At 56.3% G+C, this 23,907-nt stretch carries 18 protein-coding genes; 12 read left to right on the top strand and 6 right to left on the bottom strand.

Annotated features, from left to right (window positions below):
• The first annotated feature begins 55 nt into the window (after positions 1-55).
• The 7 genes from WMW72_RS10085 to WMW72_RS10055 all read left to right on the top strand — a co-directional run bounded on the left by WMW72_RS10085 (position 56) and on the right by WMW72_RS10055 (position 9,151).
• Positions 56-1,828, top strand: a complete 1,773-nt coding sequence (locus WMW72_RS10085; RefSeq protein WP_341415317.1) for a sensor histidine kinase — start codon at positions 56-58, stop codon at positions 1,826-1,828.
• The gene (locus WMW72_RS10080) at positions 1,806-3,371 is read left to right on the top strand and encodes a response regulator transcription factor (RefSeq protein ID WP_341415316.1); all 1,566 of its coding nucleotides are present in this window, start codon (positions 1,806-1,808) and stop codon (positions 3,369-3,371) included. The genes WMW72_RS10085 and WMW72_RS10080 overlap by 23 nt, the downstream gene beginning before the upstream one ends.
• A 113-nt stretch (positions 3,372-3,484) precedes the next feature.
• Positions 3,485-4,777: an ABC transporter substrate-binding protein gene (locus WMW72_RS10075; protein WP_341415315.1), complete on the top strand. Its 1,293-nt coding sequence runs from the start codon at positions 3,485-3,487 to the stop codon at positions 4,775-4,777.
• A 107-nt stretch (positions 4,778-4,884) separates the two neighbouring features.
• Complete coding sequence (locus WMW72_RS10070) at positions 4,885-5,760, top strand: carbohydrate ABC transporter permease (RefSeq protein ID WP_341415314.1); 876 nt, start codon at positions 4,885-4,887, stop codon at positions 5,758-5,760.
• Positions 5,757-6,590, top strand: a complete 834-nt coding sequence (locus WMW72_RS10065) for a carbohydrate ABC transporter permease (protein WP_423227532.1) — start codon at positions 5,757-5,759, stop codon at positions 6,588-6,590. Before WMW72_RS10070 ends, WMW72_RS10065 begins: the two co-directional genes overlap by 4 nt.
• A gap of 21 nt (positions 6,591-6,611) precedes the next feature.
• The gene (locus tag WMW72_RS10060; RefSeq protein WP_341415313.1) at positions 6,612-8,402 is read left to right on the top strand and encodes a metallophosphoesterase family protein; all 1,791 of its coding nucleotides are present in this window, start codon (positions 6,612-6,614) and stop codon (positions 8,400-8,402) included.
• Between the two features lie 11 nt (positions 8,403-8,413).
• Positions 8,414-9,151 (top strand): MgtC/SapB family protein, encoded by a 738-nt coding sequence (locus WMW72_RS10055; RefSeq protein WP_341415312.1) that lies wholly within the window; start codon positions 8,414-8,416, stop codon positions 9,149-9,151.
• Between the two features lie 294 nt (positions 9,152-9,445).
• Here WMW72_RS10055 and WMW72_RS10050 read toward each other — a convergent pair whose 3' ends face one another.
• On the bottom strand, positions 9,446-9,556 hold the full coding sequence (locus WMW72_RS10050; RefSeq protein ID WP_341415311.1) for a YjcZ family sporulation protein: 111 nt from the start codon (positions 9,554-9,556) through the stop codon (positions 9,446-9,448).
• Positions 9,557-9,945: 389 nt separating this feature from the next.
• Here WMW72_RS10050 and WMW72_RS10045 point away from each other — a divergent pair, with 389 nt between their 5' ends.
• A complete protein-coding gene (locus tag WMW72_RS10045; RefSeq protein ID WP_341415310.1) occupies positions 9,946-10,488 on the top strand; it encodes a CotH kinase family protein in 543 nt (180 codons plus the stop codon).
• 31 nt (positions 10,489-10,519) lie between these two features.
• Here the strand turns inward: WMW72_RS10045 and WMW72_RS10040 are convergent, their stop codons facing one another.
• Entirely contained in the window at positions 10,520-11,410 is an 891-nt protein-coding gene (locus tag WMW72_RS10040) for an AraC family transcriptional regulator (RefSeq protein ID WP_341415309.1), read from the bottom strand.
• A 156-nt stretch (positions 11,411-11,566) separates the two neighbouring features.
• Here WMW72_RS10040 and WMW72_RS10035 point away from each other — a divergent pair, with 156 nt between their 5' ends.
• Both WMW72_RS10035 and WMW72_RS10030 read left to right on the top strand, forming a co-directional pair.
• On the top strand, positions 11,567-13,447 hold the full coding sequence (locus WMW72_RS10035; RefSeq protein WP_341415308.1) for an ADP-ribosylglycohydrolase family protein: 1,881 nt from the start codon (positions 11,567-11,569) through the stop codon (positions 13,445-13,447).
• A gap of 255 nt (positions 13,448-13,702) precedes the next feature.
• Positions 13,703-14,521, top strand: a complete 819-nt coding sequence (locus WMW72_RS10030) for a squalene/phytoene synthase family protein (RefSeq protein ID WP_341415307.1) — start codon at positions 13,703-13,705, stop codon at positions 14,519-14,521.
• Positions 14,522-14,827: 306 nt separating this feature from the next.
• Here WMW72_RS10030 and WMW72_RS10025 read toward each other — a convergent pair whose 3' ends face one another.
• The 3 genes from WMW72_RS10025 to WMW72_RS10015 form a co-directional block, all read right to left on the bottom strand.
• Positions 14,828-16,396, bottom strand: coding sequence for an extracellular solute-binding protein (locus WMW72_RS10025; protein WP_341415306.1), 1,569 nt, complete (start codon positions 16,394-16,396; stop codon positions 14,828-14,830).
• Positions 16,397-16,478: 82 nt separating this feature from the next.
• Positions 16,479-17,345, bottom strand: coding sequence for a carbohydrate ABC transporter permease (locus WMW72_RS10020; RefSeq protein ID WP_341415305.1), 867 nt, complete (start codon positions 17,343-17,345; stop codon positions 16,479-16,481).
• Between the two features lie 12 nt (positions 17,346-17,357).
• The gene (locus tag WMW72_RS10015; RefSeq protein ID WP_341415304.1) at positions 17,358-18,314 is read right to left on the bottom strand and encodes an ABC transporter permease; all 957 of its coding nucleotides are present in this window, start codon (positions 18,312-18,314) and stop codon (positions 17,358-17,360) included.
• 241 nt (positions 18,315-18,555) lie between these two features.
• Between WMW72_RS10015 and WMW72_RS10010 the strand changes: the two genes are divergently transcribed.
• Positions 18,556-20,298, top strand: a complete 1,743-nt coding sequence (locus tag WMW72_RS10010) for a sensor histidine kinase (protein WP_341415303.1) — start codon at positions 18,556-18,558, stop codon at positions 20,296-20,298.
• A 48-nt stretch (positions 20,299-20,346) separates the two neighbouring features.
• Positions 20,347-21,963, top strand: a complete 1,617-nt coding sequence (locus WMW72_RS10005) for a response regulator (RefSeq protein ID WP_341415302.1) — start codon at positions 20,347-20,349, stop codon at positions 21,961-21,963.
• Positions 21,964-22,064: 101 nt separating this feature from the next.
• Here the strand turns inward: WMW72_RS10005 and WMW72_RS10000 are convergent, their stop codons facing one another.
• Positions 22,065-23,894 carry an ABC transporter substrate-binding protein gene (locus WMW72_RS10000; protein ID WP_341415301.1) on the bottom strand — a complete coding sequence of 610 codons (1,830 nt, stop codon included), beginning with the start codon at positions 23,892-23,894 and terminating at the stop codon, positions 22,065-22,067.
• Positions 23,895-23,907 lie beyond the last annotated feature (13 nt).

Here is a 23,907-nt window from a genome sequence, read left to right as displayed (position 1 = left end):
GACTTATATGAAAAGCTTTTCAAGTATAGAGTCAAACTCCAAGGAGAGTAACCAGATGTGGATCAAACAAAGTCTGTTTGCCAAATTACTGATCGGGATGCTGCTCGCATCCGTCATCCCGTTCTCACTGTCCAATATCGTCTCCTATCACAGCACCTCCCAGGGGATGGAGCAGAAGACGATCGAATTGAATCAGAAGACGATGAGCCTCGGGATGGATCAGGTCAAGCGGTATTTGCAGGAGCTGACGCTAGATTCGGTCGGCTATTACCAGGACAACGAGCTGATGAGCAATCTGCGCAAGACGGAGGTATCGCCGCTGCTGGTGGTGCAAATCCGCGAGCAGCTGAACAAATTGTACGGAAGCCGCTCTGAGATGCGCGCGGTACGCTATATCAATGGCAAGATTAATCAGGCGTTTACCCTCCAGGACAATGTCGAGCTCGGGGCCAAGCTTTCGTTCTCCGATATTGCCGTCCCTGCCGTGAAGTCGCAGTGGGATGAGACCAAGGAGTTCGAGGTCACTCAGATCGGCAAGGAGAAGGTGCTGGCGATGCACCGGATGCTTATCGACTATCCGGCCCCGACCGTACTCGGGGTAACGTCGCTCTATGTGGGACTGGATAAGCTGGCTTCGCTGATGAGGCCGCTGTCCGAGCCGGAGAAGGGCGAGGTCATTTTTTTATATATCCGCGATGAGAACCGTCTGCTGTATACGTCCGGCCTGGAGCAGTCGGTCGTCGATCTGGATCAGCAGGGCTTTACGTCCGCGTCCGGCTCTCTCTCCGGCGAGTTTAACGGTCGGCAGGGCATCTTTATCTACCAGAAGGAGCAGTACAAGGAGCTGCCGCTGCTGATGGTGAAGTTCGTGCCGCGCGAGACGATCAACGAATCCGCGAACCAGATGCTCAATCGCGTCCTGGTCATCCAACTGCTGGCAATTGCCTTCGTCATCGTGCTGGCGGCCACGCTGTCGTTCATTACGATTGCGCCGATTAAGCGTCTGCTGCGCATGATCGGGCAGGTGGAGACAGGCAACTACAAGATGGAGCCGGTTCCCAGGCATACCGACGAGCTCGGGGTGCTGGAGCAGCGCTTCCAGACGATGATCCGCAATCTGGATGAGCTGGTCATCAAGGAATACCGGAGCCGGCTGGAAATCTCGACGGCCCGGCTGAAGATGCTGCAGGCGCAGATCAATCCGCACTTTCTCTACAATACGCTGCAGTCGATCGGCACGCTCGCCCTGCGCAACGGCGTCGTCGAGATCAGTGACCGGTTAACGGAGCTCGGGTCCATTCTGCGATACAGCATGGATCTGAAGACCGAGAATGTGCCTCTGCACCGGGAAATCCGACATGTCGAGGATTACCTGTCCCTGCAGAAGGGCAGATTCAAGCATAAATTATCCTACTCGATCTCTTGCCCGCCTCAGGCGATGGACCTGCTGGTGCCGAAGATGATCCTGCAGCCGCTGGTGGAGAACAGCATCGTTCACGGCATCGAGAAGGGCAAAGGTACAGGCACCCTTCATATCGGCATCGAGCTGGTGGAACAGAAGCTGACGATCCGCGTGATCGACAACGGGAAGGGTGTGGAGCCGGAGGCGATCCTGCAGATGAGGGCGGAATATGCGAGCGCCCAGCCTTATCGCAAGGATGAGGGAATCGGGCTGATGAACGTGCTGTACCGTCTGCGGCTGTATTATGGCAGCGGGTTCGAGTGGGAGCTGGAGAGCACTCCCTATGCATCGACAGTCATATCGCTTGGCATCTCTACAGAACATACGGCAGGAGGCGATCCCGGTGAAAGTGCTGATCGTGGATGACGAGGAGCATGTGCGCGAAGGCATCATGCTGACGGTGGATTGGAAGCAATACGGCGTGGAGGAGGTGCTGTTCGGCGAGGACGGACGCGAGGCGCTGGAGCTGATCGAGCGCCATAATCCGGCCGTTCTGTTCTGCGACATGAATATGCCGGGCATGGACGGGACGGAGCTGCTAGGCCGTCTCCGGCAGCAGCAGAGGAAGACCCAAGTGATCGTGGTGAGCGGCTATGACCACTTCTCGTATACGCATGCCGCCCTGCTGGCCAAGGGCGTGGATTACCTGCTCAAGCCCTTCCGCAAGACAGAGCTGGAGCAGGCGCTGGAGCGGGCAATCGCCGCATGGAATGAACAGTGGAGCCATCTGGAGAAGGAAATCGAAACCGGGGACAAGCTGCGCAGAGCTAATGCGCTGGTGGACGAGCAGAGGCTGACGGGCTATTTTAAGGGCGACACGGCGTTCACCGAGGATATTCGCCGCGTCTTCTCCCGCAGGGGGCTGCCGGACAAGTATCTGAAAGCCGCTCTGCTGCTGCCGGTCAACCGTTCGGAGCTGCTCTACGAAAGGTTTCGTGGAGATATCGAGCTGTTGATGTTCTCGCTCAACAATATTGCCCATGAAATCGTAAGCCGTTACGGCGCCCACTACTTCTGCCGGCTGGACGATGACCAGTGGCTGCTGCTGACGAGTCCCGAGGATCTCAACACGGACAGTGGACGCCACCGTTCCTTTGTGGAGAAGATAGCAGCCTCCTGGCAGCGGACGCTCGGGCTGCGGGTCTTGATCGGCACGGATGAAGGGACGTCCGCTGTAGAGCAGCTGCCTGAGGCGATTGCGCAGGCGCGAACCGCACTGCTCCGGTTTGACCTGCTTCGGGAGGAGGACGGGAGTGACGCGGCCACTGCGGATCTGCCCCATCTGAGCGATCAGAGGCTATTGCTGGAGACCGCTGTGAACCGGAAGGATAAGGGGCTTGCTGCCAGTGCTATCGGCTCCTTTACTCGGAGCGTCAGGGATCGGGGAACGCTCAGACTGAAGGATCTGCAGGCCTTCACCCATGAAGCGAATCTGCTGTTGGAGAAGCTGGGTCGGCCCAGCGCCGGGGAGATGAAGGCGATGAACACGATGATGCCACTGTGGCTCGCCAGCTTCGAGGCATGGGAGCGGCAGCTGTTGGACCTGCTGTCCTCGTTGATCGACGGCAGCGGGGAGGAGGGAAGCATCCGCAGCATTGAGGCGATCCGAGATTATATCGTCGGACATTATCAGGAGGATGTGACCCTCTCCTCACTTGCGGCCCGCTTCAACTTCAATCCGTGGTATATTTCCAGAAAATTCAAGGAAATCTATAAGGTCACCGTCATCACCTATCTGACCGAGCTGCGCATGGACAAGGCCAGAATGCTGCTTGCGAATACGGGGATGACCGTGTCGGAGATGGCCAATACGCTTGGATACGCGGATGAAAATTATTTCAGCAAGGTATTCAAGAAGCATACCGGCCTATCCCCGCTTCAATACCGCAAGGAGCACCGGAATATGTAGCTCACGGCGCCGTCCCGATTTTACCCTTTTAGGTTAAAATATTCTCTTACGATAGTTCCGGATGATCGGTAGACTGAAGCATGTACAGCGATCACAATGTTGGGGGAATGAACATGAAGGGGTACAGAAAACCAATCAGGCAATCCATGCTGCTGTCCATCTCTGCCGCTATGCTGGCCGTCTTGGCCGCAGGCTGCGCAGGAGGCAATGAGCCGGGCGCGAGTCAGGGTGCGGGAGGCACCGCCGGCGGTGACAAAACCACGATTAAAATTCTGCAGAATAAAATCGAAATCACGGATAAGGTCAAAGCCATGGTGGCCGATTATATGGCCCAGAATCCGAATGTCAACGTCGAGGTTCAAGTCGTTAAGGACTACAATACGCTGATCAAAACCCGCTTCGCCGCCGGAGATGCGCCGGATATTTTCACGACGGCGGGCTATAGCGCGATGGCGTCTTGGTCGGAGAATCTTCTGGATCTGTCCAATGAGCCGTGGATGCAGAAGGTTTCTCCAATGACGGTCGAGGGCATGACCTTCAACGGGCAAAAGCTGGGCTTCCCGATGGCCTTCGAGGGCTTCGGCGTCATCTACAACAAGGATCTGTTCGCCAAGGCGGGGGTCGACAAGCTGCCGACCACGTTCAGCGAGCTGCAGCAGACGGCTGAGAAGCTGAAGGCGGCGGGCATCCAGCCTTATAAGGAAGCTTATCAGGAGACGTTCCCGCTCTATCATCTGCTGAATCTGGCGTTCGCGTATGAGAAGGATCCGGCGGCATCCCTCGCCAAGCTGGAGAAGGGCGAAATGAAGCTCAAGGATCTTCCTCATATCAACGAAGTCTTCAATGTTCTGGACCTGGCCATGAAGTACGGAAGCGGGCAGGAATCGATCGGCGTCAGCTATGACAGTCAGGTCTCCGACTTCGCGAGCGGCAAGGTGGCGATGATTCATAACGGCGTCTGGGCAATCGATCCGATCCAGAAGGTGAATCCGAAGGTCAACCTGGGGATGTTCGCGCTTCCGCTGAGCGACAATGCGGCCGAAACGAAAATGCCAATCTCGGTACCGGGATACTACGTCATCAACAAAAATTCCAAGAATATTGAAGAAAGCAAGAAGTTCCTGACCTGGCTGCATACGAACGGCCAAAAGTATCTGGTCGATTCCTTCAAGTTCATTCCGGCCTTCACGGATCTGAAAACAACCCCGGAGCTCGGGCCGCTCGCTACCGACATGGCGCCGTATGCCGAAAGCGGCAAGGGCATTCCTTGGACGCAGAATGCTTGGCCGGTCGGCTATAAGGAAGATTCTCCGAAACGGCTCCAGGCTTACATCGGCGGTCAAACGAACCGGGACCAGGCGATTGCCGAGCTTCAGAAGGATTGGGATAACCGCGTGAAAAAATAGCATCCGTCAGGGCGAGCAGGTTTTCGGCGATTGTAGGGCCGGTCACCTGCTCGCATACTTGGCATGCCTGTAAACAAGCTTAAGCGAGAAGAAAAAGGAGGGCGGGCATGAGGACCACGACCAGACAATTCCTCACTTATACCGCGTTTGTAGCCCCTGCGGTTATTTTTTTTGTCCTGATTATCCTGGTGCCGCTCATCCGGGCGGTTGTGTATTCCTTCCAGGACTGGAACGGGATCAGCAGTCATATCGGCTGGGCGGGACTGAATAATTACAAGCGGCTTTTGCAGGACCAGGATTTTTTCAAATCCTTTTATTTTACCTTTAAGTATGTCATCGTCACGACGCTATTGTTTAACGTAGCGGGCTTTCTGCTCGCGCTGGCGCTCAATACGGCGCTGAAGACCCGCAATGTGCTCCGGACGAGCTTTTTCCTGCCGCATGTGATCGGATCGGTCATCATCGGCTTCATCTGGCAGTTCATCATCGTCCAGCTGTTCGGGGAGATCGGCAAGGCGACGGGCTGGGGGCTGTTCACGAAGAACTGGCTCAGTCTCCAGGACCATGCCTTCTGGTCCCTGGTGATCGTAGCCGTCTGGCACTCCGCGGGGTATTTCATGGTCATTTATCTGGCTGCACTGCAAGGCGTGCCCAAGGATATGCTGGAAGCCGCAGAAATCGACGGCGCGGGCCGCTGGGGCCGGCTCTGGCATGTGACGCTGCCGCTGATCCGTCCGGCGATGACCGTCTGCCTGTTCCTGGCGATCTCGAGCAGCTTCAAGGCGTTCGATCTCAACTACTCTCTGACCCGCGGCGGCCCGTTCGGCAGCACGGAATCACTGGCGCTGCAGATTTACTCCGATGCGTTCGTTAAGAATCTGTTTACGTACGGAGCGGCCAAGGCCGTGATCTTCTTCCTCGTTCTGGCCGGTATTACGCTCGTGCAGGTGGGCGTTATGAAACGCAAGGAGGTGGAGATGTGAACAATCCGTCTTACGGTTTGAGCAAATTAGGATTGGAGCTTATTATGATCGTACTGGGGCTGTTGTTTCTATTCCCCCTATACATTACCGTGATCAACGGCTTCAAGACCTACAACGAAATTATGGGTTCCGCCTGGGCTTTGCCCGAGACCTTCAGCTTCGCCAACTATATCACCGTATGGAATCAGATCAACATTCCCGGGGTATTCATGAACTCGCTGATCATCACGGTGGCTTCCGTCGTGTTCATCCTGCTGATCAGTTCCGCGGCTGCCTATCAGCTCGTCAGAAGGCCGGGCATTGTCAGCAACGTCATCTTTCTGGGCATCTTGTCGTCACTGGTCATTCCGTTTCAGACACTGATGATCCCGCTCGTGAAGATCGCCAAGGAGCTGGGGCTGATCGACTCGCTGTACGGACTTATTTTCATCTATTGCGGCTTCGGCGTCCCGCTCGCACTGTTTCTGTATCACGGCTTTATCAAGGCGATCCCTCGCGAACTGGAGGAGGCCGCGCATATTGACGGCTCCGGCGTGTTCGGCGTGTTCTTCCGCATCCTGCTTCCGCTGATGAAGCCCATTACGTCGACGATCGCTATTCTGCATACCTTGTGGATCTGGAATGACTTCCTGCTGCCGCTGATCATGCTGACCTCGGCCAAGAACAAGACGATTCCGCTCGCATCCTCGATTTATTTCGGGGAGTACAACAATGAATACGGCCTCGCAATGGCGGCGCTGACGTTCGCGATTATTCCGATGGTGATCTTCTTCCTGCTGATGCAGAAGTATATTATCCAAGGGATTACGGCTGGCGCGGTCAAGGGTTAATAGAAAAGGAGTGCGTTCTGGATGAGAATCGTTATACTGGGAGACTTTCATTTGAAGCCGGAGGATTACGGGCTGACGCAAGCGGCTATGGAGGATATAGCGGCCTCTAGGCCTGATCTGATCATTCCACTTGGCGACTTCGGCAGTCAGGGTAAGATCGGCCGGATTGAAGGGCTGGAGGAGGCGGAACGCTTCCTGAGATACCCGGCCGTCCCCCTGCGGCCGATCCTGGGCAATCATGATCTGGAGTGCGAATCGGGGAACGGAGAGCAGCCGAAGGGCACCATCGAGACCCGGTTCCTGGACATGTTCGGCCTTGATAAGCCCTACGGAGTGCTGGAGTACGAGCAGGTACGGTTTTTCTTCGCCTCGACGGAGCCGCAAAGCCCGGATTCCTGCTATGATGTGCAGGAGGTGTTCGCAACCGATGAGCAGTTCGACTGGCTGAAGTCGAAGCTCCAGGAGCGTCCGGGCGTACCGGTCATCTTCTTCACGCATGCTCCTCCGGTCGGAAGCGGTCTGCGCACCGTACCTCGCGTGCATGTACGTTCGACCAATGCCTATCTGGATGAGAATCATGATCCGTACCGCTGGTATGAGCTGTTTAAGCACACCCCGGAGATCGTCATGTGGTTCTCGGCGCATTATCACTTGAGCCATATTCATCCGGATTCCCATACGTACCGGTTCGGTACGCACTTCTTTATTACGGGCGTCCATGGGGCCGGATTTACCCGCGACGGGATGAGACAATCGCGGATTCTGGATATCGGGGAGCAGGGCATACGTGTCCGGACTTTGGACCACATCAAGCGTGAGGTCACGGAGGAGGGCAGCTGGAGCCATGACGGCCCTCCGCCAGCCTTGATCGGGAAGACCGAGGTCGCGCTGTCCCGCAAGTATGCGCTGTCCGTAGGCGAAGCGCCGGCGATGGCAAGGGGCCTTGTTCCCCTGTCGGCAGACCGCTGCCTCGTATCCACGGAGGACGGCTTCACTTGGGAGGCTGAGCCCCGAGTCGAGGCCGTCTTCGGCACCGTCCATATCGGGCCTGCGCTGGCGGGACTCGCCGTAACGGGAGAGCGGATCTGGATGGCCTGGGGGAATCACGTCGGCTGCAGCAGCGCCCGGGACCCTTGGCGGTTTGTCCGGGATGCGAACGGACCTTGGCCGACGGTCTCCTCCGGGCTGACGGAGGAAGTGAGCGCGATCGCCGTGCATCCGGAGGATGGGGTATGGGCCGCTGTCGGCGCGGCCTTGTGGAAGATTCGTGCGGCAGACGAGTCGGGTAAGCTGTCGGCCGAACAGGTCGCGGACCTGCCCGAGCCGAGTCTGGCGCTGATCGCCGATGGGCGCAGCTTATGGTCTTTGTCTGGGACAGGCATTTTGTATGTGTATAGCGAGCAGGAGCGGGCATTTGCCGCTGGAAGAACGGGAATCCTCACCTGGGACGCCTGGAGAGGATATGCGGCAGGGCTGACGCGGGAGAACGGGCAGCTCAAGCTGATCTCGCTGGATGGGCAGCGGGAGTTCAAGCTGCTGCTGCCGGATTTGGCGTCTGGTACGGACGCCGCGGGTCTCCAGGTCGTATGCCTCGGCGGCCACCAGGCGCTCGTCCTGGCGGATGGACAGGTATTCTTCATTGTCGCCAAGGAGCATAGTGTAACCCGGCTGGAGATTGCCGAAGGGCAGGCCGTCTCGATATCGAGAAGTTACCCGGCCCGGGGGGAAGAAGTATGCGGTTCGTTCTACGTTGGACTGAACGCCGCCAATCGGGATTCCCGTCCCAAGCTGGAATTGTGGGAAAAGGAATGAGCGGATAGGCCATGACTGCACACATCTGGTATATCACGCATTGGGAACTGTTTGTCCGCCTGATGCTGTCCGCGCTGCTGGGCGGTCTGATTGGGATGGAACGGGAGTGGAATAATCATGCGGCCGGCCTGCGCACCCATATCCTGGTCTGCCTCGGGTCGACGACGATTATGCTGCTCTCCGTGTACGGATTCTCCGAATTTGTGAATGAGCCCAATGTACGAACGGACCCCGCCCGTCTGGCGGCGCAGGTGATCAGCGGCATCGGATTTCTCGGCGCAGGCGCAATTATGCGGAACGGGAATATGATCAAGGGACTGACGACGGCCGCATCGGTGTGGGTCGTCGCCGCCATTGGATTATGCGTGGGAGCAGGCTTCATCACGGGAGCGCTATTGTGTACGTTATTCGTCCTCATCAGTCTGTATGTATTGAACAAGCTGGAGAAGCTGCATCTCAAGGGACGCCGGAACCGGGAGCTGGAGATCGAACTGGTCGACCAGGCCGGATCGCTGACGAAGATCACAGCCGCCTTCCATGGACACGGCATTCAGATTCTCAATATGAAAATGACCTCCAGTCCGTCCGAGACGCCGTACGGTACCGGCATGTCAGTGATGGTGATACAGCTTACCCTGCAGGTGAAGCATGAGGATAAATATGTGGCCGCGATGGATGAGATAGCCTCCTGGACCCATGTGCTGTCGGTTCAGGCCGGCAGTATCCGTTCTGCTGCTTCGGCCGGATGACCGGGTCTCCAGTCCGAAGAGCAACAGACGTCTCTATGAATGGCTCCGTACACTAAGCTTCTTTAACCCCCGGCCCATTCCTCTGAGTAGGAGCTGCCGGACTATGATGAATGCCTTGAGGCTGTATGGGAAGCGTTGATGAGCGGATTGGCAAGAACATGATCTTGCGCCCGGTAGGGGCAGCAAACGACCTATTCACCCCAGGCAATGGAGAAAGCCTGACTCCATCCATGATTGAACCGTACGGGGGGGCGCCCCGTACGTCATGTTGGGTCAGGCTTTATTTGCCGCTTGTTAGATAAATGTTCTTGTGATGATTACGAGCAGGATAAACAGGACCAGAACGATAGCAGTTGTCGTCCCAAAACCTGCACAACTAGCACCAACGCCACCTACATAACCCATGTTGTCAGCCTCCTTTCAGGTCAGCTTCTGTATGTTATGACCATGGGGGTCCGGAGGATTGGGCTTCGGTAAATCTCTGTAGCGGCTGAGACGGACGCGGACAAGCGCCGAATCAGCTTCGTGAAGTTTGCAAATTCCCGCTGTTATTGCGGCTTCGCATGGTTTCAGGCACCTCTCTCAAGCGGCTTCAGCAGGTGGATCCGCCTAGGCATAAGTTCCGCTAGCGCCTGTATTCAATTCCCCTATTCCATGACGGGAGCCCTGACTTTCAAGGCGCCTGCTGAACTCCTCTCATCAAACATGCAGCGGCTGCCCGGACGTTCATTCCTGTGTGAGTTAGAAGTGCAACGGAAGAAATAGGCACGGTAGGCAAGTCCTTCCGCCGCCCATTGAAGCGGATAGCGCTGTTTGTTAGAAAAGTACAGACTTTGAAAAACTCCGCTAGGCTGGCCTACTTAAAGTCTCATCTGGACATCCCCCAATATTTGCGTTGGCTCGCCGGGGCCGTTTGCACCGGCAATTACGATGGATTCGATCAGAACTATGCGTTATATCGAACCTCGGGAAGCATCAAATACCATATCAGTCCATGGGATTATGAGGGAACCTGGGGGCGGGATTGTTACGGGGAAATTGTGAGTAGCCGTAGCTTGCGTATTGAGGGTTACAACGGGCTGACGGAAAGGCTGCTGTCGTGTCCTTCCATCCGAAGGAAATACAGGAAAGTACTCCAGGGCGTCCTTCAGAAGCATTTTACAAGGGAAGCCCTGGAACCAAAGATCCGCACGTTATACGCACAACTACTGCCCGAGCTGATGGGAGATGGAACCCGCAGGCATTCCGCGTATGACATGATGTCTGACCTTCACGTGTTTCTCCGCTACATCGGGGAACGGAGAGCTTTTATTGAAGAAGAACTATCGAAGCTGTAGGGATTGAAGAGAGAAGGAGGCCGCTTCATCCCTAGGCATCCGATTGTTCCCTGTACTGCTGCGGGGATACGCCTTCCAGACGCTTGAACATCCGGCTGAAGTAGAACGGGTCGTCGTAGCCGGTCTCCTCAGCGATGTCTTTCACGCTCTGGGAGGTGGAACGGAGCAAATATTTGGCCCGTTGCACCCGGAGCTGGTGAATGTATTGGTTGATGGGGGTGCCGGCATATTTCTTGAACACCTGGCACAAGTATTCGTATTTCCGGTCCATCGCCTGCTCCAGTCCCTCGCGGGAAAGCTTGGCGTCATATCCGTTGTTCAGATGATTGACCAACTGCCGGAATGTGATATACGACACGGGGAACCGGGTATCCAGATGGCTGCTCCGGAGGAAGTCATCCGCGATCTGGTGAAGCATCTGCGCCAGCAGCAAGGTGGCTTCGAAGCGGAAGTACCCGGTCGGTTCCTTCATCTTCTCGACCAGCTGCTGGAACAGGCTGAGCAGCTTATACCGGTGCTGCGTCAGATAGCGGCGGGGGATGATGACGGGGTCCTCATGGCGGATATCCACGGTGCGCAGCTCTGTACGCTCCGCATGGACAATCGTAAGCTCGGGGGCCCGGTGCAGGGCGAATTCCTCCATGCCGGGCTCACAGGAGAATTGGGCCCAGAAGAACTTGCCTCTGCCTTCGGGCCCGTCCCAGCCTCCGTGCTGCTCCCAAGGCTTCAGCAGAATGGAGTCGCCGACGGACAGCGTCAGCGGGCTTCCCTCGACAAGGAGATGGACGGAGCCTTCGGCGACGATAATCAGCTCGTAATACGGATTATGATGCCGCTTGTGGAAGGAGGCACTGGCTGATGTGTCGAACAGGTCCGCCCACCGGACATCCAGAACGGACAAGCGTGACATGGAATAATACATGGAGTGAAAGCCCCCTTAAGGCTCGGTAGAAACCGATATATTTAGCCGGAAAATCTTAGCCTTGTTCATGGTCTTGTCTCAGGCTCGCTCTCTATAATCGAAGCATGGTGTAAACGTAACCATTATATCACGGAATGGGAAGATGGAGGCTGCGAGATGACTGTAAGCATATTGAATGAACAGGACTATTACCGGATCGTATATGGAGGCTGGCTCGGTAAAAATATCGGGGGAACGCTGGGCTATGCCGCCGAGGGGAAGAAGGAACTGCTGAATCTAACGTATTACCCGGAGCTGCCAGACGGACCGCTGGAAAATGACGACCTTGATCTGCAGCTCGTCTGGCTGCACGCGCTCGAGCAGTACGGACCCGGCCTGACGGCACGTGAACTGGGACAGGAATGGCTGGAGCATATTTTTTTCCCGTTCGATGAGTACGGCTATGCGCTGACGAATCTTCGCCGAGGTCTGGTGCCGCCGGTAGCCGGTGCCTTCAACAACCCGTTCACCAACTGCATGGGCTCGCCGATCCGCTCAGAAATCTGGGCGATGGCCGCTCCCGGCTTCCCGGGGCAAGCCGCATACTATGCGTATCAGGACGCTATCGTCGATCACGCCGGAGGCGAGGGTGTGTATGGCGAGATGTTCTTCGCCGCGATCGAGAGCGCGATCTTCTATGAGCAGGACCGGGATCGGCTGATTGCGATCGGATTGCAGTATATTCCGGAGGATAGCCGCACGGCGCTGGCGCTCCGGGACCTGCTCCGCTGGCATCGGGACGGTCATAGCTGGACAGAGGCGCGTTCGCTCATCCTGGAGCATCATGGTCGGGATAATTTCACCGATGCCCCGCAAAATATCGCCTTCACGATCCTAGGCTGGCTGTATGGGGAAGACTTCGAGGATGCGATCCTGAAGGCGGTCAACTGCGGTTACGATACCGACTGCACGGCAGCGACGCTAGGAGCTATACTAGGGATGCTGCTGGGACCCGAAGGGCTGCCTGAGCGCTGGGTGAAGCCGGTGGGAGATCGCGTCGTCGTCAGCCCGCCGATCAAGGGCTTTCCGGCACCGACGAGCCTGGATGAGCTGACGCGCCGCACGATTCGCGCAGGTAAGCAGGTGCTCGCTTATGCCGATGCAGGCATTGTGGTGCACCCCGAGCTGGCGACTTCATGGTCCGCGAACCATATCGGATCCGGCGCGTCTGCCGGGATCCGAGAGCTTTGGACCCAGCAAGCTACGGCCAATCGATACCTGCTGCCCGCCGGAACACGCAGGGAGGTGGACCTGGAGCTAAGCATCGACTATGGGAACGAAGGCCCGGCTATCGCTCCTGCGCAGACGAAGAGCCTCGAGATCGTGCTCACCAACCGCTCTCGCGTCGCGCTGACCGGAAAGCTCATGCTATCGGTGCCGGGCGGTTGGAGTGTCCAGGATGCGGCCGACGTCCAGCTGCAGCCGGGAGAGTCGATAGAGTGGACTGCACAACTGACAGCTTCGTCCGATATCGCTCCCTATCAGGAGCTGGCGGTCTGCTGGACACGCAGTCATGACGGATCGGTCTGGGCCGGCCAGAAGATTCCATTCACCCTCGTTGGCGCAGCGCGCTGGACGATATGGGGACCGCACAGCGGCGAAGCCGGCTTGGAAGCCGTAATGGCTGGCAACCGGATCGGCTGGGAGCAGCTGCCGGATGCTTCGGCTGACGGCGTGTACCGGGCTCGGACCCGATTGGTTAATCCGCAGGAGCGCCAATTGCGTCTGATCGCGGCAACGTCTAATCCCGTCAAGCTGAAGCTGAACGGGCAGACGGTGATCGACTGCCCGCATGCCACAGAGTTTATGCCCGCCTACCACCGCGCACACCCTGAGCAGCTGGTCGAGCTTACTCTGGCCGCAGGCAGCCATGAGATCGAGATCGAGACCTTGACGGCCGGGCAGCCCCCGGAGGTATACGTACTTCCGGTGTCGATCCGGGAAACAACCGTGCCTGGACCTTATTATTACTATACGGACATGACCTTTGGCGTATAGAGAAATCCAAGAACAGCGGGTCATCCTCTGCACCAACACGCTTCCTGACCGAGGCGTGTTTTTTGCTATGATGACAGAAACAGGGAATTAGGCAGCAGGTGCAGAGGAAGCCTCAGCAGGATGAAAAAACGCTGAATATAATTAGATTTGCATTGTCAAGCTATTCGTAGGAAAATAGACATAAGAGAAACCACAGTCAGAGCTTTTTGCAGCACAACGCTGGCTCTGAACGACATCATGACATAAATGGAGTGAATGATTATCAAAGCTATGAACGAAGCGCTCAAGATGTTGAAGCAAACGAGCCGAACCTTCTACATCCCCATCTCCCGCCTCAAGCCGGGGTTGAAGGAGGCTGTAACCGCTGCCTATCTGTGCATGCGGGCGATTGACGAGATCGAGGATCGTCCTGAGCTTGACGATCCGACCAAGATCAAGCTGCTGTACGCGATCCGCGACGTTATCCAGAGCGAGGCCGATCGCCCTGAGCTTCGGGTGAAGGAGCTGCTGGCGCCATACCAGGGAGTGCTGCCTGAGGTGACGCTGCAGCTGTACAAATGGATGGAGCTGTGTCCGGCCGGGACCAGCGAACCGGTATACCGTTATACCGCGCTGATGTCCGGGGAGATGGCCGACTGGGTGGGCAAGCAGTGGCGCATTGAAACGGAGCAGGATTTGGATCATTATACTTACAGCGTAGCGGGCATGGTAGGCGAGATGCTGTCCGAGCTGTGGGAGTGGGATGATCCAGAGGTTAAGACCGATCGCGTGAAGGCGGTTGCTTTCGGCCGGGGGCTGCAGGCGGTCAACATCCTGCGCAATCGCAAGGAAGACCGGGAGCGCGGCGTCGACTTCTACCCGCAGGGCTGGGGGCAGGAGGAGATGCTCAGCTACACGTACCACAACCTGAAGCTAGCCGACGAATATGCGGCAGAGCTGAAGCCGGGTCCGGCTCTGCAGTTCTGCAAGCTGCCGCTTGCGTTGGCGCATGCCACGGTCAAGCTGATCAAGGCTGGCGGCAGCAAGCTGAGCCGTGCCGACGTGCTGAGCATTGTAAGCCGCGCGACGGGGTAAGCTGGAAGTCCAGCCCGGTACTGGCTGGGGTTCATCTTGCAGAACTTTGGCTCGTCATACCAAGGCCTCTACAAAGCAAAGAACACGTTCCCGAGGACGTGTTCTTTGCTTTGTCTGGCTATGATCCTTTGTATATGACTATCTGATTCCGTTTAAGGGATGTCTTCCCAATTGAGCGGAATCTTGGTCATGAGGGTTCACCCCTTGCGTTAACTCCCGTTTGCTCCCGGATTTCAGGACCCGGTTCTCCACGGAATCGGCTTCCCTTCAACCGGCGCGAGGCCGAGGCAGCTGAACCTGTTGTCGCTATTGAATGACGCCTGCTTTTTTCAAGTCGTTCAGCATCGCTTCACGCACCTGATTGCCTTTGTACTTCTCGTTATGGGTTTTGACGTAGTCATTCCAGCCGGCATCGTCGGTGGAAACAGAACCGTAGATGAATTTGGCGAGCATTTCCTCGCGGTATTTCTTGATATCGTTCATCAGATCCGGCCGTTCCTTGGCTCCGATGCTGTATACAGGGTTTGCTTTGCCGACGCTTGCGATCATTTGCTGGATCACGTCCAGTTCCTTGGCATCCTTGTATTTGAGCTTGAGAACGTCGGGATCGCTGAATAGGGTAGAGATGCCTCCATTCAGGTTGTAGACAGACAGGTAATCATTTTGCTTGCCGTCGATGATTTCCGAGACTTTGCCGTTCGTTTTCTTATGGTTGACGCCTTCCTCGCCGAACAGCATCAACTCCTGGCCGATGCCGCCATAAGTCCAGTTGACCAACTCCATGATCCGCTTCACCTTCTCGGGATCCTGAGCTGCCTTCAGCGTAATGCCGATCGCGTTCGTGACGCCCGACTTCGGCACGGGAGACACTTTGCCAGCCGGACCCGTCAGGGCAGGGACGTAGACCAGCTCCGCCTTTGGATTCAGCTTCTTCATATTCGCTTCGATGTTGCGCGGGTAATCGCCGGTATACATGAAGATGCCCGCTTGGCCCTGCTCAATTTTTTGGGTTTTGCGGTTGCCGTCATTGGTCGCGATATCCGGATCGAGCACGCCGTCCTTCATCAGCTTGTTCATGTATTGCAGGTACGATCTCAGCTGGGGTGAAGTAAAGCCGCCCTGGATCGTCTTGTCGCCGTCGGCGATAAATTCATTCGGGTTGATGTTGCCAGTGAACGGACCCATCAGTCCCCAGTAATCCTGGCAGGTCATGCAGCCTGACGCGGTAAAGCCGTACGTATCCTTCTTTCCGTTGCGATCCGGGTCTTCGTTGGCGAATGCGGCAGCTACCCGGGCAAAGTCCTCGACGGTCTCCGGCACCTTCAGATTCAGCGTATCCAGCCAGTCCTTGCGGATGAAATAGCCTAGAATCGACGGTGACGGACGCACCGGAATTGCGTAATACTTCCCATTGTCATCGGTCATCGAGTTCAGCATATCGGGAGTGACCCACTTCATGTTGGACGGCATATTCTTATCGTTCAGCAGATCATTCAGCGGGATAATGTATCCTTGAGAGCTGGCCGTCCGGTAATCCGCCATATTGAAGAAATAGATGACGTCCGGCAAGTCATTGGCGGACACTCGCGTCCCGAGCTTGGCCCGCCAGTCGTCGGATTTCCCTGCTGTGACTGTATATTTCAGATCGATGTTCAGGTCCTTCTTCACTTGCTGCAGCACCACATTCTTCTCCGGCGCCGGATATTCCACCGTGGACGGAAACCAACGGTCGATCTCGACCGTCAGCGGCTTCGCGGTATCCGGGCTTGCGCCGGGAGCAGTTGTCTGCCCGGACTGTCCACCGCTGCCGGAACATCCTGCCAGAAGCGCGACCGTTACACTCATTGCGATCCATATCGAACTTGATTTTCTCATAGCTTACGTTCCCCCGCTCATTCTGATTGTCATCATGCGCTTGCCTTCGGGCTAATTTCCTGATACAGACGTTTATTCCATTCTAACCCTTGATGGATCCAAGCAGCACCCCCTTGGTAAAATGCTTTTGCAGGAACGGGTACACCAGCAGAATCGGCAGGATCGAGACGACAACTGCCGCCATCTTCACCGCCTCGCTCGGGACATAATCCTCGATGCTGCCCAGAATTTCAGACGCATCGGGCACCATCAGCATCTTCTGAAGAACCGGCTGGAGCGGATGCTTCGTCGTGTCGCGGACGTACAGCACCGCTTCGAAGAACGAATTCCAGTGGCCGACGGCGTAGAACAACCCGATGGTGGCCATGACCGGACGGGATAGGGGAAGAATGACCTTCCACAGCGTCTGCAGCTCGGAAGCGCCATCGATCAAGGCAGCCTCCTCCAGTCCGTCCGGCAAATTCTCAAAGAACCCCTTCATGACGAACATATTGAAGACCGACAGGGTGCCCGACAAAATCAGCACACTGTACGTATTCAGCAGCCCGAGCCATTTCATCAGCAGGTATTGCGGGATCAGCCCCCCGCTGAAAAACATCGTAAACAGCAGCAGCAGCAGAATCGTCTGACGTCCGGGAAGCGACTTCTTGGCAAGCCCGAAAGCCAGCATCGTCGTGAGCACGAGTCCGAGCGCCGTTGAGGTGACTGTAATGAACACGGAGTTCAGGAAGGCACGCGGAATTTCCGATTCGGTGAGAAGCTGCCGGTAGGCCTCGAACGTAATTTGTCTCGGGATGAGGATGAAGCCGCCGTGGCGGATCACTTCCACATAAGGCGTTACCGATACGGCAACCACATAGAGAAATGGAAACACGGCCAGCAGCCCGCATGCGGATAAGAAGAAATAATTCAATCCATAAAACAGCTTTTCGCCCTTTGTAGCTCTCAAGCAGCAGCCCTCCTACCAGATTTGCGAATCGAATTTTTTGGCGACACGGTTGGCAATGACGACCAGAATTAAGCCGACGACGGACTTGAACAACCCGACTGCGGTCGCCAGGCCGACCCTGTTCTCGATAATGCCCGCCCGGTACACCCATGTATCGATAATATCTACCGAATCGTACACGAGCGGATTGTACATCGCGAAAATTTGCGTGAATCCGGCATCCAGCACATTGCCAAGCCGCAGCGTCAGCATCAGAATGAAGATATTGCGGATGCCGGGAAGCGTAATATGCCACATCTGGCGCGCCTTGTTCGCCCCGTCCATGACGGCCGCTTCATAGAGCTGCGGATCGATCGCCGAGATAGCTGCCAGATAAATGATCGCGCCCCAGCCGAGGTCCTTCCAGATGTCAGACAAGACCAGAATCCAGCGGAACCAGTCGTTCGAGGTGAGGAAGGGAACCGGATCGAAGCCCCAATCCTTCAGTGTGTGGTTGACGAGCCCCGAGCTTGTGGAGAGGAACGCCAGCACCATGCCATAGATAATGATCCACGATAAAAAGTGGGGCATATACGTGAGCGTCTGTACGCTGCGCTTGAACCAGCGCGTGCGGACCTCGTTCAGCAGAATGGCCATCACGATGTCGGGCGCCATGCCGAAGCCGATCTTCATCAGACTGATCATCAGCGTATTGCGCATCAGATGCCAGAAATCCGGACCGTTGAAAAACGTCAGGAACCACTTGAACCCGACCCATTCGCTGCCGGTAATACCCTTGAAGCCGTTATAATCCTGAAAGGCGACGACAATGCCGTACATCGGTCCGTAGCGGAACAGCAAGACGTACAGCAGGCCCGGTGCGATCAATAAATACCGGTAACGATGCTTGAGCAAGATAGCGAGCAGGCCCCGGTGTCTGCCGGCCTTGCTTTTCGCCGCTGTTGGCAGCGAGGAGACATTTCCATCCATCCGATTACTCCTTTTGGTGTTTGAGTTTAGTTGTCCGTAGGTCCAGTGTAGAGGATGGAAGGGCATCGTAGCCTTTGTGTTTTTGCTGAAAACCTTTCTATTTTTGCGATGGTTTCAGGGCAGTCCGGCAGGTTCGGCATGTTCCAAAACATGCAAAGGAACGCCCAAAAAATACGTAACCGCTAGAGCTGGTTACAGGGTATAATGGATCGACTTCATTTGCAGGAGGTGACCAGGAGAGATGCATCTGTTCAAACGGCCGAATCTCGGCGTCCAAATCTTCCTGCTTGCCTTTCTCTCGATCGCCAGCCTGATCCTGCTGCTGGGTTACGGCTCGCAGCAATATGTGTTCCGCCAGTTTACGATGGAGCAGACGCGCTATGTGTCCCATCTGCTGGAGCGTACCGATCTGCTGCTCAACCAGTTCATGAAGGATCTGCAGGCGAATATGCTGGTCTTGTCCAAGGACGAACGGCTGCTGTCGGATCGGACGGACGAAGCGGTCAAGCTGCTGGAGAACTACCGGCTGTTCTGGAATTACGATGTGAAAAATATATATATCGTCACCCCGGACGGGCGGATGACCGGCACCTCGGGTTATCTATGGGAAATCAAGGGCGCTGAGCATGTCAAAGCCTTTCTGGACAATGACCGGACAAGTCCGTCGCCCTCGTATTGGACCGAGCCTTACATGTCCCCGGTCTCCGATTATACGATTTCCTATATTGTGCGGCTGACCGGCCCCAAGGGGGAAAATCGCGGTATCCTGGTGGCGGATCTCGATATTCAGGGCATATTGGCCGCTTACGGGGATTGGACCTATACGTCACGGGAGGATCTGCTAATTCTCAGTGCCAAGAATCGTCCGCTCACGACGAATAACCCTTATGTCGCTTATGACGTGTTCCGCAAGGAATACGACCTTATCGGACTTCCTCCGGACCTGATTGAACAGACCACGGCGGAAGCCCATAAAGTTCTGGATACGGAGGGCAACCCACTCTACGTAACCCGGATGACCAGCAACAAATGGGGCTGGCAGGTGATGGCGGTGCTGAAGGAAGAGAAGCTGCACCAGTCGGTCCGCTGGATCCGGACCTATGCGTTCGTCATCGGCCTGCTGGGCATCCCGTTGTCGCTCATTATTTCCTTTTATTTGTCACGTTCCATCACCCGGCCGCTGAAGCTGTTGACGCGCAAGATGGACAAAGTAAGCGCAGGCGACTTTCAAACGACGGTAGAGAGCAGCTTCCATGATGAATTCGGCCTTCTGGTTAGTACGTTCAACAAGATGGTTGTGCGCATCAAGCAATTGATGGAGGACCTGATCCGCTCGGAGAAGGCCAAGAAGCATTACGAGCTGAAGGTGCTGCAATCGCAGATCCAGCCGCATTTTCTGTACAATACGTTGAATTCGATCAGTTATTTGTCCAGACAAGGCCAGACGGACGAGGTCGATCAGATGATTACGAGCCTGGTGGCGCTGCTGCAGTTTCATCTGGACAAGATCGAGGAGCTGGTTCCGTTATCCCAGGAGATCGAAGGCGTCAGGCATTACGGGTATCTGATGTCGGTCCGCTTCCCGGATATGTTTGTGCTGGAGGTGGATATCGAGGAGGAGGCGCTGCAGGTGCTCGTTCCGAAGTTTTCGGTCCAGCCGCTCGTGGAGAACAGCATCTTCCATGGCATTCTGCCGGGTCTGTCGCTGGGTTCGATTGTCATCACCGGCGAGGAAACGGAGGATGCGGTGCTTATCCGCGTTGCCGATGACGGAGTCGGCATAAGCGTGGAGAAGCTGTCGACCTTGCTGGAGGACGAACGGGGGAGAGGCGCGTCCGGCTATTATCATATGGGTGTGCGGAGCATTCACGACCGATTGGCGCTGTACTACGGCCCGGGCTACGGATTGACCGTTCTTAGCGAGCCGGGTGGAGGAACTGTCGTCGAGATGCGCGTGCCTAAGGGGCAGGGAACTTTTACGTGAATGCGCTACCAACAGTCCTGAACGGCCAACTTGAAAGGAGTGGATCGGATGCTAATATTCCCGAACACGCAGTCCAATCTGAAGGTGATGCTTGTCGATGACGAATATATGGTGCTGGATACCTTGATCTCCAAGGTCCGATGGTCCTTGCTCGGGATGGAGGTGGTCGCTACGGCAGCCAACGGCCAGCAGGCGCTGGAGAAATGCGCGATGCATAAGCCCGACCTCATCCTTACCGACTTGACGATGCCGGTGATGGACGGGCTGGAGCTGATCGCCACGCTCAGGCGGGACTTCACTGACGTGCGCTTCGCCGTGCTAACCGCGCACAAGGAGTTCGACTACGCCCAGCGTGCCGTCGAGCTGAAGGCGCTGAGCTATCTGCTCAAAACACCGATGAACACCGAGGACATCGAGCATACGCTCAGGGCCTGCGCCGAGACGATCCGCTCGGAGCGCAGCCTGCACAGCCGGGCCCGGTACGCGGAGCAGATGATGGCTCAGCATGCGTGGGAGATCCGCCGCCGCGCGCTCGGTGATTTGCTGCGCGGCATGCATATCGGGGACCGGCAGCTTGGCGAGCTATTTCCCTGGATAGGCTCGGCAGGTGCCCGACCGGTCGTCCTCGGCATCTACGTGACGGTGCTGCATCGTCATGAATTCTACGCCCGCTATCCCGAAGCGGATCATGCCTTGCTCGATTATACGATGCTGCAGGTCGCCTACGAGATCGTGCAGGAGCTGGCGGAGGGAACCGTGCTTCCATACCGGCCGGGAGAAGCGATGCTGGTGCTGGGCCTCTCTGCCTATGAGGGCCAAGCGCAGAGCGAGGGGATCGTGCAGCAGCTTCACCAACGGCTGACCCGCTGGCTGCACAAGTATTTCGGCGTGTCGGTCATATTCGGCATCGGCTCTGCCGCTTCTGGCATCTCCTCGCTGCGCAGGACGCTTCAGGAGGCCATGCTGGCCGCTGAAGCGGCCTTCTACGAGCAGGGGCCGATCCACCGCCATCTCGACTTCCGGATCAAGGTGTGGGACCGCATAGACCCGCAGGGGTGGGCCGTGCTGGAGAGTAAGGCACGCGCGGCCTGGAGCTCGCCGGACATCGACGAGCGGCTGGGCGGCTTGCGCGACTTCGCTGCGTCGGTCAAGGCGCACCGGCCTCATCCGGGCACGCTGAAGCAGAGAACGGCCCTGTGGCTCGAGGAAGCGGGGGCCGTTTCCCTGAGCCGCAATGACTGGATCGCGCTGGCCGACAATTCCGCTATGGAGCCATGGCTGGAGACGCTGGAGGCGCTGCTCGTACGGCTGCCGCGCCACGCATCGGGAGGGCGGGAAGGGCTTCACCCGGATATTCAGAAGGCGGTCGAGTTCATTCTGAAGCATCTCGGAGAGAACCTGACCCTGACGCGGGTAGCGGAGCATATACATATGAACCCAAGCTACTTGAGCCATCTGTTCAAGGAGGAGACCGGGGACAACTTTCTCGACTTCGTCACGTTCCAGCGCATCGGGAAGGCCAAGGAATATCTGGCCTCGGCCAAATACAAAAACTATGAGCTGGCTGAGAAAATCGGCTTCGTCAGCTACCCGCATTTCTGTACGGTGTTTAAAAAAATGACCGGCCTGACGCCGAGCGAATATAAAAAAAGCCTGCATGCGTAAGGCATGCAGGCTTGGAGACGAGAGCAGGAGCTGAACCCGAAGGTTAACAGCTCCTGCTTTGCGTCATCAGGTTCGGCAGATGCCGATGAATAAGGCTGTGCTTAGGACTTCGTAGCCCGGAACTTATCCAGGAATTCCTTCGCTTTGGCCTTATCCGCCTTCAGCTCGTTACCGGTTTTCACCAGCGGGCTGACCGTGGAGACGGCTTTGATCTTGTTGTTCTTGTAGAACTGCAGGAACTCGTCCTGGTTGATCGAGTAGAGCACGGCTTTTCTCAGATCGTCGCTCTTGGCTACATCGCGGTTCTTGGTATTGAACAGCAGGTAGGAGACGGCGTTGCTTTCCGTCGTTTGCAGCTTCAGCTTAGCGTCGCTCTTGACGATGTCGAATTTCGTTTCAGGTACTCCGTAGAACAAGTGAATCTCGCCGCTGCGCAGTGCGGACAGGGCACTGTCCGTATCCTTGATGAAGCGGACCTTGACGGTATCGATCTTAGGCTCGTGCTTCGTTCCTTTCAGGTAAGCCGGGTTTTTGAGGAATACACCCTCGTAATCGTTCTTGTAAGACAGGATGTAAGGGCCGCTGGTGTACAGCGTGTTATTGTACTTGGCGCCTTCTGTGACCGTGTTCTGATCGCCGTAAGGAATATCTTTCTTCATATCGAAGGACGCAACATCATACGTGTTGATGGCTTCGACCTGCTTCTTGGACACGATCCCAGCCGATTGGTGAGCCAGGTAGTTCAGCACCTGAGGGAAAGGCTTCGTTGTCGATACCTTGACGATCTGGTAGCTGCCTTCTTTGTTGTTGGCCTGCTTCTTGTCGGCGGTCAGCTGCTTGATTTTGCTGTCCAGTCCTTTTTCCAGCGTTTCACGGATCGATTTGCCGGTACCGGACTGCTTGACTTGATCCAGCGAGCCCAGATCTGTCACGACTTCGGCGGACTTGATGTGCTCATGCAGGGTATAGGTCCGGTGGTTAGGCACCGAGTTCTTGTTCTTCGCCCGGTCGAGGGAGAAGATCACATCGTCCGCGCCTACGCGCTCTCCGGTATCGACGGCCTTCTTGTTGTCAATCTTGGCAAAGTTGATGTCGTCGCGCAGCAGGAAGTAATAGTCCGAGTTGCCTTCAGCGATCGCATTGTTGAGCGACAGGGAGCCTTCGGACGTAATCTGGTCGTCGTCGGTCAAGTTAACCAAACGTACATACAGGTTTGTGTTCAGTTGGTTGATCGAGCCGTCATTGCCCTTGATCGGGTCCAGGGAAGTCAGCGTGGACGCGGTTTGCGTCAGAATCAGCGGATCGGTGCTGCGTTTCGCTGTATTGACGAAATCGATCGGCTCCCAAGGCAGAGCGCGGGATTTGGACAGCCTCACGCTGTCGGCATTCAGCACGTCTTTGTTCAGCGCCTGGCTCTTCAGCGAGATGAACAGCGGAGCGATATAGGCTTTGTCAAAGACGAGGCGCTGCTCGAGCTGCTTGTAGGTGTCCTTGAATTTGTCAGGAGTTTCGCCTGCAGCCTGGTCGATCAGCTTGTCGATCTCGCCATCAGCCAGAATGCTGTAGTCGCCGCCGGTTTTGAACAATGAGCGGACGGCGTAGTCGGGATTGCCTGTAACCGTCGTCCAGCTCGACAGTGCGACGTCGAAGTTGCCGGCATCCTGCTGAGCCTTGAAGCTGCCGTAGTCCGGCTGCAGGTTTAGCTTGACGTTGAAGCCATTCTTGGTGAGCTGGTCGCGTACGATGTTCAGGTCGGATTCGCCGGAGCTCATGCCGAGCAGCTCGATATCGACCGGGGTTTGCGGAGCGGACGAAGCTTCTTTGTCAGGCTTGGCTTTGCCGCCTTCAGTCTCGGATTTGGTTTGTACGGAGCAGCCGCTTGCGACCAGAGCGGTCGTTAGCAGCAGCGCCAGGAATGAACGTTTTTTCATAAAATATATGGCC

The organism is Paenibacillus filicis, assembly GCF_038070315.1.
Taxonomy (GTDB): Bacteria; Bacillota; Bacilli; order Paenibacillales; family NBRC-103111; genus Paenibacillus_G; species Paenibacillus_G filicis.
The sequence above is the reverse complement of the archived record's forward strand: the minus strand, read 5'-3'. Positions and strand labels throughout refer to the sequence as shown.